Raw genomic sequence first — 13005 nt, 5'->3', positions numbered from 1 at the left:
ACGCGGTCGTCGCCGGTGCGGGGCATGCCCGGTGGGCGGTGGCCAGCTGCGGGTAGGGCGGGTGGCCAGGCGTCGGACTTCGGCGCGTCCGGTCCGAGATCAGGCGGACGGCATGCCGTCCTCGCGTGACTTCGCGGACATGGCGGCCCGGTACGCCGCCCGAATGTGGCTTCGGGACGCGGACCGCGCCTTTGTCGGGTCACCGGATCGGAGGGCGGTGAGAATTCTGGCGTGTTCCGCTCGCGATTTCGCCAGCCGCCCCGGCTGGTTGATCGTGGTCTCCATGCCTCCGCGCAACAGTTCGTTGAGCACGCCCAGGGTCTGATCGAGGAAAGGATTTCCGGCGGCGGCGACGATTCGCATGTGGAATTCGGAGTCGAGATAGCGAATGAGATTCCAGTCCTTCACGTCGGCGGCCGCGGCGGCGTTCAGCTCTTCCAGCGCGGTCTCGACCTTGTCAAGGGCTGTCTGATCCTGGATATCCGCCGCCCATCCGGCCGCGGGAACCTCCAGAACCTCCCGCATGTCGAAGAGGTGGCGGAAGGTGATCTTTCGCTCGTCCATGCCGTGCCGAAGACCCTCATAGATGGGTGGGCGCTGGATGAACACACCTTGGCCACGCCGTACGACGAGGTGGCCGCGGGCCTCGAGATACTTCGCCCCCTCGCGCACGGACGGGCGGGAGACCCCGAGCAGCTCCGCGAGTGTGCGCTCGGGAGGCAGCTGGTCACCCGGGACGAGGCTCTTGGAATTGATGAAGCGGAGGATCTCCGTCGCGACGCGCTCGGGGACGCTGCTCTTGTCACCCACTTCGCGCCAGGTCACCACGGCTCGCCCCTTTGTCTCTTCGATCGGCTCGATCTCGCGGGCCGCAACCACGGCCCGCCGTATTGTACCCGCGATCATCTCATCCTCCGTCCTCGCGTGAGAGCGGCACGAGGAAGTGAGCGTCGTGCGCATCCAGGTCGGGATGCATTGCCAGACCGCTGAATTCGAGCGGGCTGTACTCCCAGCGAAACGCCCCGATCGTCCAGCCGTCGGACCGTGGAGCCGGCGATACGGAGTCCCAAGGGATGCGCATGAGTGCCTGCCACCCGGTCAGGTCGCCGCGCTCCGATCTACGCAAAGTGGTCCACCCCTCGAAGCCGGCACAGCTCCAGGTGTCGTCGTAGGTCTGTGCCCCGCCGCCCGGATCCTCGACGCGTAGATCGCGCCGCGTGCCGATGGGGCTGAGCTGGAATTCCGCCAGCCACGTCGCGTCCGATGGACGGAGGAATATCTCGACCGCGCCCTCCGTCCACACTTTGTCCTTGTACCGCGTCATCGTCGCGCGCAGATCCGTGGCCGCGCAGTCGAAGAACGCCCACAGAGCGGCGCCGTCGTCGGCGAAGCGAACGGACGTGGCGTGTACGGGATGGATCGGCGTGCGCGCGTTCAGCAGCTGGCGGCTCCGCACGGCCCGCCACCGCCGGTCGCCCGGCCCGCGGGGAACGCTGCCCCAGCGGGCCGGGACGATGGCGTGATCGCCTGGCACCTTCACGCCTTGGTGTCGGAGAAGCGCTGGCGCCAGTCGATGTCGGCCAGCTCGCCGCGCTGTACCGTCCGGCCCTCGGCGACGGCGATCTGGGCGGCGTAGCTGGTGAGCGTGTTCTCCAGGCCGGTCTGCCAACTGGTGTAGGGCTCGCGGCCGTCGAGCGCCATGGCCGCGAACTCGTCGTGCATCTCGTAGTAGCCGGTGTGGTAGAGCTCGGGGAGGGCCTTGGACGGGACGACGACCTCGCGGGCGCCAGCGTCGGTGTCGACGGTGAACCGCTCGAGGTCGCCTCGGATCAGGCCCTTCTCGCCGACCAGCAGGAAGTCCTCCTTCTCGCCGAGCGGGTCCCGGAAGTAGGTGAAGGAGTGCGCGGCCCGGAAGCCGTCGTAGTCGATGGCGAGTATGCCGTTGTCCTCGAACTCGAAGTCGTTCTCCGGCTTGTCGAGTGCGCCGAACCCGGAGATCGCGCGCCACGGCAGCTGCCCGCTCAGGCGGTAGAAGAGGTCCAGCCAGTGGCCGCCTTCCTTACGCATGGCGCCGTCGACCTCGTCGTACTTCCGGCGGTGGACCGGGCGCCACGGGCCCCGGTGGTAGTCGAAGCGCACGACCCTGGGCGCGCCGATCTCACCGCTCGCGATGATGTCCAGCACGGTGGTGGTGAACGGGCTGTAGGTGAGCTGGAAGCCGAGCATGAAGTGGTTGGTGTGCTTCCGGGCCGCGGCGGCGATCTCGAAGGCGTCTTCGACGGTGGCGGCCATCGGCTTGGTGGAGAGTACGAACTTGCCCGCCTCGAGCGCCTTGACGGCGTACTCGCGGTGCAGCACGTCCGGGAGCACCAGGATGACGGCGTCGATGTCCTCCCGGGTGAGCAGGGCGTCGTAGTCGGAGGTGAACTCCACGGCGGCGAAGTCGGGATGGGCCGCTGACCGCTTCACCCACTGGATGTGATGGGGGAAGATCGCCGCCTCGGGTCCCTCGTCCTCGATCTTCCGTTCACCGGTGAGCCATTCCCACGGGCGTCGGCTGACGTCGCAGAGCGCGGAGAGGGTGTAGCGGGGGTGGTGGAGGGTGGAGTAGACGTTCTCGAGGCCCTGGAGGAGGCCGACGACGGCGGTTCGCAGTGTTGGGGCGGGCATGGGTTTCCTTTCGTGGTGGCGTGCTGCGGGGTGCGCGCCTGTCATGTGGCCTGGAAGTTCGTCCGGGGAAGGAGGGAGCGTCCTCCGTCGACCCGGATCGTGGTGCCGGTGATGAAGGAGGCGGCGTCGGAGGCCAGGAACGCGATCACGTCGGCGACTTCCTCGGGGCGGCCGAGGCGTTCGAGGAGGCTGTGGCCGGTCCCCCGCGCGGAGTCGGGGGAGCCGACGGTGGCGATGGCTCCGGGTTCGACGGCGTTCACCCGGATGCCGTCGGAGCCGAGTTCGATGGCCATCGACCGGGTCAGGGTTTGCAGTGCCGCTTTGGAGGCGGCATACGCTCCCCAGCCCCACAGCGGCTGGTGGAGCTGGAGGGCGGTGAGGTTCACGATGCGTCCCGTGCCGGGGCGGCGCATCAGCCGGACGGCGCGGCGGGAGACCCGGACGGTGCCGAGCAGGTTGACGTCGAGGATGTCGCGCCACTGGTCATCGGTGAGGTCGGTGGCCGGCCCGTGGTGGTCGTAGCGTGCCGCGTTGTTCACCAGCACGTCGAGTGTTCCCCAGCGGTCCGCGAGGGTGTCGAACATGGCCGCGACCATGGTGTCGTCGGCGAGGTCGGCCGGGAGGACCAGGACGTGGGTGCCGGAGCTCCGGAGTTGGTCGGCGAGCCCGGTGAGCCGGGCGGCGTCGAGATCGTTGAGGGCGATCGAGTAGCCGTCTTCGGCGAGGCGGATCGCGGTCGCCCTGCCGACTCCTGCGGCGGCGCCGGTGATCAGGGCGCGCTTGGAGGGACGGCCGGCGAGTGGTGTCTCAGCCATCGAAGGCTCCGTGTCTGCGGTAGTACGTCCTGTTCAGATGCGCCTCGGCAGGCAGTCCCGCCAGCTTTCGTACCCCTTGCTCGTCCTCGATGGTCACGTTCGCCGTGCAGAGCCACCAGTAGAGGATGGTGCGTCCCTGGCTGAGGAAGTCCCAGCTGTAGTAGGCGCGGGCGCGGGCTTGCACGTCGAGCTGGAGCCTCGTGGTGTCGTGCTCGACCTCGACGTGCCATGTCTGGCCGACCACCATGCGCGTCTTCGGGTCGGTCCACGTTCGCGTCGTGGCGGTGGAGATGCCTTCTCCGGCCCGCTCCACCGTGCGGCCGTCGACATCGAACTGGGCCCAGGACGCGCCACGGCTGGGCCGGGCCATGACGTATCCCGACAGTTCCGGGCTGGTGACCGTGAACCACACGATCCCCTCGCCCTCCAGGAGACTGATCGGGTCGTGCACCAGGCCGCAGTGAATGTGCCGTTCGTGCACGCCGTGCGCGCCGACGACGGTCAGTGTGCCGCCACTCGTCCGGATCACACCGTCGACCTCACCGTTCGCGATCCACCAGCGGTCGGCGCGGCGGTCGAGACCCTCCTGTGGATCGGTGAACCACTGCGGTTCCGAGCGAGCCGTCAGCGCGAGGTCGGTCTCGACTCCGGCATGACGGCCGTCGATACGCCACTGGGGCGGAGCGGCCGTCATGGTCCGGCCGCCCAGCGACCATCGGGCCGTATCGTCCTCGATCGTGACGTCGAGGTCGTCCCACGCGCGGTAGTCGTCGGGATCCCAGCCGACGGCGAGGAAGTCGTTGTCGACGAGCTCGTCCGGCGCCTGGGCGGGATGGGTGATCAACAGCGTCTGGTTCAGCGCCAGCCGTCCAGGGCGGTAGCTCTGACCAGCAAGTCCCTGGATCAGATAGGGCGAGGTCCACAGCAGGTAGTCGGTACCGTCGTCCCGGCCACGGACGCTCCAGCCGTTGTTCTCCCAGAGCTGGCGGTCCGGCCCGACGAACGCGCGGTGGTCCCGGTACTCCTCGGCGGCGACGGGGTGATGTTGACTCATCCGTCCGCCTCCGACACCAGGGCCTCAACGGTGGGCGCGAACGCCACGGGTGGGGCGTCGGGCCAGCCTCCGGTGGAGGAGGCCACGGCCGTGCACAGGTCGGCGAGGCGCCGCACTCCCCCTGCGCGCGCGGCGGCGACGGCCCGCCCTATGGCTTCGAGTGCGGCGAGGCTGTCGTCGAGGAATGTCCGCACGGCCGGGCCGGTGAGAACTTCCTCGTGGCTGAGCCGCAGTTCGGCCGGGGCGAGAGCGCGGATGCGCTCGATGGTGGCGCGGTAAGCGGGTGCGTCGATGACATGCGGCGGCTGCAACCGACCGTCCCCGTCTCGTACTCCCCGGCCCATCACGGCGTCTCCGGCGATCAACACCCGCGAAGCCGGGTTCCAGACCGCCAGGTGCCCGGCCGTGTGGCCGGGGAGGTGCAGGATGTGCCACTCCTCGTCACCGACGTGGACCCGAGCCTCCTCGGTGAGCGAGATGTCGGCCGGGACGGGGGCGCCCGCCCGGTCGCGCAGCTGATCGACTCGCTCGTGTGGCAGCGGCAGACCGCCTTCGCCGAAGGCGTCGTAGCGGATGCGCATCAGCTCGTCGTGGTCGTGGAGCAGTCGGGCGTCGGCGGCGTGGCCGATCACGGTGAGGTTGGGGAGCGCGGCGCTCAGCCGGGACAGGCCGCCGAAGTGGTCGACGTCCACGTGCGTCAGGACGAGGAGGTTGCGGGCCGGTGGTGTGAGACCGCGGTCGGCCAGGGCTGGGAGGATCCACTGATCGGGGGTTTCGGCGATCCCGGCGTCGATCCACAGCCAGAGGTCGTCGCCGCGCACGATGTGCTGGAAGAGCGGTTTCGTCGCGCCCATGACGGCGTCGATGCGTTCGAGGACGGCCATGGTCAGTCCTTTCTCGCGTAGAAGGCGACCTTGTCGAGGTCGACGTCCACACCGAGACCGGGGCCCTGGGGGACGTCGAGGTGACCGCCGGAGCGCGCCGGGCTGTCGATGAGGAGGTCGTCCTCGTTGAGGTCGTAGGCGAGCGCGCAGGGGTACGCCAGGCTGGGGAGGACCGAGGCGACGTGCAGATGCGCGGCCTCCGAGACGCCGAGCGGCACGCGCTCCCCCATCGTCAGGACGGCGCCGAAGGAGGAGGCGAGCGTGGAGATCGCCATGACCGGCGAGATACCGCCGCACTTGCCGAGGTAGGCGTGGAGCACGTCAGCACCGCCTCCGGTGAGCAGCAGTTGTGCCTCGGAAGCGCTGACGAATCCCTCGTCGGAGATGATCGGCACCGGTGATTCCGCGGTGACGCGCGCGTTGGAGGAGACGTCCCAGAAGTCACAGGGTTGCTCAACGGCCTCCAGACCGTAGGCGCTGTAGCGGCCGATGAGCCTCAGGGCTTCCTTCCACGACCATGCCTGGTTGGCGTCGATGCGGATGCGGACGTCGTCGGGGATGGCGTCGCGGATGGCGGCAAGCCGCGCCTCGTCGACGGCCGGGTCACCGCCGACACGGGCTTTGACCAGTGTGTAGCCCTCGTCGGTGTACCGGCGGGCTATGTCGGCGGCCGACTCGGGGGAGCCGATGCCGATGTTCTTGACCGTCGGTATGCGCGTGCGCCGTGCTCCGCCGAGCAGATCGCCGAGGGAGACGCGGAGCAGTTTGCCCTGGATGTCGAAGAGCGCCATCTCGATCGCGGCGCGGATCGGGTTCCAGTGCCAGAGGCGCTCGATCGCGAGCATCTCCTCTTCGTCCACGACGCGGTGGTAGCCCTCGATGTCGCATACGTCGTGCCCGATCAGCCGACCCCGCAGGTGGTCGGTGGCGATGTGGTGCATGGACTTCACGCGGGTGACGCATTCGCCCCAGCCGTAGGTGCCGTCGTCGGCGGTGACGCGCACCAGGGCGAACCACGAGTCCACCGCGGAGTTGCCCCGCTGCAACGCGTAGACCCCGCGGCGCGGGACGGTCACCGGGTAGACGTCGACGGCGGCGATCGACGCGGCGACCATGCCGGGCCGGGTGGACACCCGCGGTCCGGGGGCGGTCACGAGGCCACCTCCGCGTCAGGAGTCACGCCTATGCGGGTCAGTTCTGCCGCCAAGATTGCTGTCTCCTTTTCGTCGAGTCCCGCAGCAGGCGCGACGAGACCGGGTCCGGCGAGGCCCAGAACGCTGAGGGCCGCTTTCCCTCCGGCCGGGAACGGGCCGCGGCGGAGGGTGAGGATGAGATCGGTGAGGCGGGTTTGCACGTCAGCCGCGGCCGCGATCTCGCCTGCCTGTGCCAGTACGGCCAGCCGAGCCGTCCAGGAGGGGACGATGTTCGCGGCGAGGGTGATCCCTCCGGTGGCGCCGAGTGTGAGCGCCGGCAGCAGCAACGAGTCGGTGCCGGTATAGACACTCCAGGGGCGGGTGAGGCCCGCCCCGATCGCGAGCATCTGCTGGAAGTACTCCAGGTCCCGGTTGGAATCCTTCACCCCTGCGAGGATGCCGTCCGCCGCGAGCGCGGCGACGGTGGCAGGGTCCAGCGGTACGCCGGTGAACGCGGGGATGTGGTATCCGAGCACCGGGAGCTCGGCGCGGGCCCCGACGGCGTCGTAGAAACGGCGGACCGACAGCTGGTCGAGGGGCGCGTAGTACGGCGGGGCGACGAGTACCGCGTCGGCACCGAGGGCTCCCGCGGCGGTGATGTCTTCCAGCGCGCCTGCCTGGCACGGATTGGCCACGCCGACGATGACCGGCAATCCCCGCGTGTGCGCGGTCTCGACGGCGACGGTGACGACTTCACGGCGCTGAGCCGGATCGAGCGCCGCGACCTCTCCGGAGGATCCCAGGACGACGAGCCCCGATACACCGCCCTCCGCGATCCAGCGGATGAGGCGGTCCAGAGCGGCGCGGTCGACGGTGCCGGACGCGGTGAGCGGGGTGAGCACCGCTGCGAGCGATCCATCGGGAAGGGGGCGGGTCATCAGGTACTCCGTTCACCTGTCAACAGGTTTGACGCTACATCGGGCACATCAGTGCGGCAAGAGGTCTGACCACAGACCTCTGTGCGAAAGCAGACAGCCGTCCCCTCGGTCATCGGAGCGCCAGTTCCCATACGCCGCGGATGAGGACGGTGAGCGCGCCGAGAACCGCCAGCCCGAGGAGAAGCGCTCGGGCAGCGGTGGGCGTCAATCGTCTTTCCACCACCCCGCCGGCCATCATCCCGACCACGGCGACCGCGATCACTCCGATCCACACCGGCGGTGGGAACGGCTCGCCGGGCGCCCCGGAGAGCGACAGTTTGACGATGAGCGAGATACAGCCGACGGTGAAGAACACCGGCTGCATCGTCGCCGCGAACGAGCGGTGGTCCCAGCGGGTCAGCGCGCCGTAGACACCCAGCGGCGGCCCGCCGACCCCGGCGGTGACATTCATCAGCCCGCTGAAGAGTCCGGCGATCCCGAGCGGGATCACGCGGTCCGGCGACACCCGGGAAGTGAGGACCAGCGAGGAGCCGATGCCGACCAGGATCAGCATTCCGACAACAACCTCGAGCCACGACTCCGAGACCGCGGTGACGATGAGCGCCCCGGGAAGCACACCGAGAGCGGCCGAGAGGACGAGAATGCAGTACTTGCGCAATTCGACATCGCGGAAGGAGCGCACGGCAAGGATGCCCGACACCGCCACCCCGCATCCGTTGAGGAGGATCACTCCATGGACGGCTCCGAGCAGCAGGACGATGAACGGCGATGCGACGAGGGCGAAGCCCATGCCGGTGACGCGCTGCATCCCGGCGCCGACGAGGACGGTCACCAGGACCAGTCCTACGGTGACTACCTCCATGCCACATGTCGCGTCTCGAGAAACTCGGCCATGCCGGCGGCTCCGCCTTCGCGGCCGAGCCCGGAAAGCATGGTGCCGCCCATGGGAGCGAACGTCACTGAGGGGAGCGGGTCGTTGATACCCAGGATGCCGCTGTCGAGTTGCTCGGCGAACCGCCAGGCCCGCTCCGCGTCGCGGGTGTAGAGATAGGAAGCAAGGCCGTAGTCGCCGGCACGGGCGAGTGTGAGCGCCTGGTGGTCCTCCTCGAAGCGGGTCACGCCGGCGGCCGGACCGAACACCTCCTCGGTGAACAGGCGAGAGGTCACCGGTACGTGGTCGACCAGTACGGGAGCGAGATACGCCCCCCGAAGGCTCACCGTCCGCTTCGTCAGCACCTGCCCGCCGTCGGCGACCGCGGCCTCGACCAACCCCTTCACCGCGGCAACACGTTCGCCGGAAATCATCGGGCCGAGGTCGGGCACCGGCCCGCCCTGCGGGACACCATGACCGACCGACAGAGCGTCGAAGCGCTCGGCCAGGCGGTGGGCGAATTCGTCGGCGACCGCGGAGTGGACGAGGAACCGGTTGGCGGCGACACAGGACTGCCCGGTGTTACGGAGACGGCCGAGCAGTGCTCCGTCGATCGCGGCATCCAGATCGGCGTCGGCGAAGACGACGAACGGGGCGTTGCCGCCGAGCTCCAGCAGCGGCCGTATGATCCTGCGGGCCGCGGCGGTCATGATGGCGGAGCCGACGGGAGTGGAACCGGTGAAGCTGACGACACGCACCGCCGGCTGGGACAGCAGCGCCTCGGTGGTCTCACGCGCCGGCCCGTGCACAAGATTGAGGGCACCTGCCGGAACACCCGCGTCCGCAAGAGCCCGGAACAGCCCCGTCACGGCCAGCGGCGTGCCCTCCGCGACACGGGCGACGACGGTGCAGCCGGCGGCGAGCATCGGCGCGATCTTCCTGGCCTGGATGGAGACCGGGAAGTTCCACGGTGTCAGGCTCACGGCCACTCCCGCGGGACGGGAGAGCACCAGATGCCGACGGCCCGGCGATTCCGGGGTCAGAACAGACCCCGGCACCCGCCGCGCCTCCTCGGCGAACCACCGCAGGTACTCGGCGGAAAACGCCAGCTCTCCCTCGGCCTCCGGCAGACGCTTGCCCGCCTCCCGGGCCAACAGCGGCGCCAACTCCGGGATACGCGAGCGCAGCAGGTCCGCCGCCTCCCGCAGGATGTCGCCTCGCTCACGTCCGGATCGGCCCGACCATCCCGCGAAGGCGCGCTCAGCCGCCTCCACCGCCCGGACCGCCTCGCTCGCCCCGCCCCAGGCGACGGTGCCCACCAGGCTGCCGTCTCCGGGGTCACGCACCTCCCGGCGCCGCTCCCCCGCTTCCCGGCGGCCGTCGATCAGGTGATCAGCCGTGGCCACTGCGGAGGTCTGGCCGGCGTCGACATCGGTCGGCTCCATCGGTCACCCCTTGGTCGCGCCGGCGGTCAGGCCGGCGACGAAGTAGCGCTGCAAGAACACATAGGCGATCACCACCGGCAGCGACGCGATGATCACCGCCGAGAACAGAGTGGGATAGTTCGTCTGGTACTCCCCCTGGAAGCTGAGCAACGCCAACGGCAGCGTCTGCACCGACGGGTCGGTGGTCAGCATCAGCGGGTAGAGCAGGTCGTTCCACATGATCACGAAGATGAAGATCGCCGTCGCGGCGACGGATGGCGCCGACAACGGCATCACCACCGACGCGTAGGTCCGCCACGGCCCCGAACCATCGACAGCCGACGCCTCGTACATCTCCCGTGGGAGTGTCCGCATGAACCCGCCCAGAATGAACACCGCGACCGGAATCGAGCGGACCACCTCGATCAGGATGAGGCCCGTGAGACTGTTCGTCAGGTTGAGATTCTGAAAGAGGACGTAGAGCGGCACGATCGACGCCTGCACCGGCACGGACATCCCCAGCACGAGGAACCCGTAGATCGCCCACCCGCGCCAGCCCGGAATACGTGCGACGCCATACGCCGCGAGGCTGCCGGTCAGCAAGGTCAGCACCAGCGCGGTCAGCGTCACGATGACGCTGTTCATGAACGGCACACCGATGTTCGCGCTCGAGAACAGGCTCCGGTAGTTCCGCAGGGTGGGTGCGGACGGCGGCGCGAAGGGCGATCCGAAGAGCTGCGTGCTCGTCTTGAAGCTGCCGAAGACGACCACGACGAGCGGCAGGAGAATAAGAAGTGCGTAGACGAGCAGGATCGCCCGGCGCCCCAGCCTTGCTCCCATAGTGGTCCTCCTAGGTGTCCTTCTGCGTCAGTCGGAGCATCCGGCGCTGTACGACCACGACGATCCCGATCAGCAGCATGAAGATGATCGACTGAGCAGCCGCATAGCCGTATGCGGAATTAGCGAAGGTCGAGTAGATGCGCGTCGAGAGAATGTCCTGCGCATTGCTCGGCGGATTTCCGACCATACCGAGGATGAGATCGAACGCCATGAAGCACTGGATGGTCGTATAGGCTACGACAATTGCCGTGGCGGGAGCGATCATCGGCCAGGTGACCGACTTGAACTGCTGCCACCTCCCGGCGCCGTCCAACTCGGCGGCCTCATAGAGCTCACGCGGAATCAGCTGAAGACCGGCGATGAAGACCGTCATGAGTTGGCCGGCATGGAACCAGACCTGGACGATCGCCACCCAGACCATCGCGCTGCCCGGGTCACCGAGGTAACTTCCTTGCAGACTGCCGAGCCCGACCTTCTCCAGTGTCGTGTTGGCCATCCCGAAAGACGGGTCGTAGACAAACTTCCATATGAAGCCCACCGCGATCGACGAGAGAATCGCCGGGAAGAAGAACAGCGCCCGCAGGACCACACTCCCCCGTGTGTTCCTGACCAGCAGCAAGGCCAGCAGAAGCGCGAAGAACGTCTGAACGACGACGACCACGATCAGGAACTTGAGGTTGTTCTCCAAGGCGTTGGTGAACAGTGAGTCCCCGGTCAGCGCCTTGACGAAGTTGTCAAAGCCCACATAGTTGAACGACGGCGAGTACCCGTTCCAGTCGGTGAGGGCGTACTGGAACGACTGCAACAGCGGCAGGAAAAAGAACACTACCGAGAGCGCGACCGCGGGAAGAGGGAAGAGATACATGGCCCAGTGCACCCGCATCGGGCTTCTCCGCCGCTTCCCCGACCTGTGGGGAGGACGCACCGTCTTCACGCCGACGCCTTCACGCGGTCCGAGAGTCGTGCTCATAGCTTCTGGTCGATCGTGTTCTGGGTCTCCTCGGCCGCCTTCTCGATGTTCGCCCCGTTCGCCGCTTTGACCGCCAGTTCGAAGACCGCGTTGCCGATGTCGTTGTTCAGCATCTGGAACCGCGGAGCGAGCACCGCCCCCTCCAGCAACCCAGCGGTCTTCTCCAGATCCGCGTTCTCGTACGAAACCCCCGCGACGCTCGAGAACTGAGCGGTCTTGTTCGCGTAGAACTGCGCGTTCTCCGGATCGGACAAGAACTCCAGCCACTCGTAGGCGGCAGGCTGGTTGCGGCCGGCGGCGTTGACTCCGAGGATGAAGGTGGCGTTGTACACCCCCGTTTTCTTCGCCACTTTGGGCCCCGTCTTCGGGAATATCATGTTGAGCGGATACTTGGCTCCGAGCGACCGGACCGTAGCCATGCTGTATGTGCCGGTGGAAAGCATGGCCGCCTTCTCGGAGGCGAAAATCTGCTGCGCCGACTCATAGGAGGTCCCGGTGAAGTTCGACTGGAAGTACGGGCCGAGCTCCTTGTACTTCTGAAGGACCTTCAGGAACCAGTCGTCGGTCACCTTCATGCGGCCGTCGTTGATGCGGGCGCACATGTCGTCCACGGGCGCATCGCCGAGAACGAGCGAGTTGAACAGCTGGGCCGAGTTGCCCAGGTCGCCGCCCGGGAAGGCAATCGGGGTGTATCCCCGGGACTTGAGCTTGTCGCAGACGTCCAGGAAGGCGTCCCAGTCGCGCGGTGTGATGGTCGCGCCGGCCTTGTCGAACGCGTCCTCGTTGATGACCGGCATCAGGAGGAGTATCTGGTAGGGGAAGCCAAGCTGCTTTCCCTTCGACCGCCCCACGGTGATGCGATCGGGAACGTAGGAGCGGGCCGCCTTGGTGTCGCTGAGGTCGGTGAAGATCCCAGCCTCGACGAAGCTGTGGAACTGCGCACCGCGGACCGCGGGCAGCGTGTCCCCCGACCTACCGTCACGGACCTTCTGAATGGCGGTGTCCAGATAGTTCTGCGAGGTCGAGATCACCTGGTTGACGGTGACGCCCTTGTGCTGTCTCTCAAACTTGTTGATCAGCTCTGCGAATGCCTGCTTGTCTTCGCCGCGGAAGTGGGTGAAGGAGACGGCGCCTTCGGCCTTGCCCGTGGCAGGCGGCTTGGGCCCGCCCGAAGCCGTCGGCCGCCCGCTCGATCCCGGCCCCGCACACGCGGCGAGCGCCGCGGTCGCGGACGCCCCGCCCAGCAGCTGGACCAGACGTCTGCGCGTCAGGCCGGTTTCGGGTATAGCGCTCATGCTTCTTCCTCTCCGTTGGGCACCTCAGGAGTGGCATGCCTTCGCCGGATCCGCACCGTAACACCGCCATAAGTCACCGGCAAGAGGTCTGACCACTGACCGGACGTCGCC

13 protein-coding genes are annotated in these 13005 nt (G+C 67.9%); all 13 read right to left on the bottom strand.

Annotated elements, in window-relative coordinates; genetic code table 11:
* Positions 1-99: 99 nt before the first annotated feature.
* On the bottom strand, positions 100-906 hold the full coding sequence (locus tag AB0C66_RS17420) for an FCD domain-containing protein (protein WP_362438547.1): 807 nt from the start codon (positions 904-906) through the stop codon (positions 100-102).
* Between the two features lies 1 nt (position 907).
* Positions 908-1456, bottom strand: coding sequence for a hypothetical protein (locus tag AB0C66_RS17415; RefSeq protein ID WP_362438544.1), 549 nt, complete (start codon positions 1454-1456; stop codon positions 908-910).
* 80 nt (positions 1457-1536) lie between these two features.
* A complete protein-coding gene (locus AB0C66_RS17410) occupies positions 1537-2670 on the bottom strand; it encodes a Gfo/Idh/MocA family oxidoreductase (protein WP_362438541.1) in 1134 nt (377 codons plus the stop codon).
* A gap of 41 nt (positions 2671-2711) precedes the next feature.
* Entirely contained in the window at positions 2712-3485 is a 774-nt protein-coding gene (locus tag AB0C66_RS17405) for an SDR family NAD(P)-dependent oxidoreductase (protein ID WP_362438539.1), read from the bottom strand.
* Entirely contained in the window at positions 3478-4539 is a 1062-nt protein-coding gene (locus AB0C66_RS17400; protein WP_362438537.1) for a hypothetical protein, read from the bottom strand. The genes AB0C66_RS17405 and AB0C66_RS17400 overlap by 8 nt, the downstream gene beginning before the upstream one ends.
* Positions 4536-5423: an MBL fold metallo-hydrolase gene (locus tag AB0C66_RS17395; RefSeq protein WP_362438534.1), complete on the bottom strand. Its 888-nt coding sequence runs from the start codon at positions 5421-5423 to the stop codon at positions 4536-4538. The genes AB0C66_RS17400 and AB0C66_RS17395 overlap by 4 nt, the downstream gene beginning before the upstream one ends.
* 2 nt (positions 5424-5425) lie before the next feature.
* Complete coding sequence (locus tag AB0C66_RS17390; protein ID WP_362438531.1) at positions 5426-6577, bottom strand: mandelate racemase/muconate lactonizing enzyme family protein; 1152 nt, start codon at positions 6575-6577, stop codon at positions 5426-5428.
* Entirely contained in the window at positions 6574-7494 is a 921-nt protein-coding gene (locus AB0C66_RS17385) for a dihydrodipicolinate synthase family protein (protein WP_362438528.1), read from the bottom strand. Before AB0C66_RS17385 ends, AB0C66_RS17390 begins: the two co-directional genes overlap by 4 nt.
* Before the next feature lie 109 nt (positions 7495-7603).
* Entirely contained in the window at positions 7604-8356 is a 753-nt protein-coding gene (locus AB0C66_RS17380; RefSeq protein ID WP_362438526.1) for a sulfite exporter TauE/SafE family protein, read from the bottom strand.
* Positions 8347-9810 carry an aldehyde dehydrogenase family protein gene (locus tag AB0C66_RS17375; protein ID WP_362438523.1) on the bottom strand — a complete coding sequence of 488 codons (1464 nt, stop codon included), beginning with the start codon at positions 9808-9810 and terminating at the stop codon, positions 8347-8349. The genes AB0C66_RS17380 and AB0C66_RS17375 overlap by 10 nt, the downstream gene beginning before the upstream one ends.
* A 3-nt stretch (positions 9811-9813) precedes the next feature.
* Complete coding sequence (locus AB0C66_RS17370) at positions 9814-10629, bottom strand: carbohydrate ABC transporter permease (RefSeq protein ID WP_362438520.1); 816 nt, start codon at positions 10627-10629, stop codon at positions 9814-9816.
* A 10-nt stretch (positions 10630-10639) separates the two neighbouring features.
* A complete protein-coding gene (locus AB0C66_RS17365; RefSeq protein WP_362438517.1) occupies positions 10640-11599 on the bottom strand; it encodes a sugar ABC transporter permease in 960 nt (319 codons plus the stop codon).
* A complete protein-coding gene (locus AB0C66_RS17360) occupies positions 11596-12894 on the bottom strand; it encodes an extracellular solute-binding protein (protein ID WP_362438514.1) in 1299 nt (432 codons plus the stop codon). Before AB0C66_RS17360 ends, AB0C66_RS17365 begins: the two co-directional genes overlap by 4 nt.
* Positions 12895-13005: the final 111 nt, after the last annotated feature.

The sequence above is a fragment of the Streptomyces sp. NPDC048636 genome (genome assembly GCF_040650655.1).
GTDB lineage: Bacteria > Actinomycetota > Actinomycetes > Streptomycetales > Streptomycetaceae > Streptomyces.
This window is presented reverse-complemented; position numbering and strand designations above follow the sequence as displayed.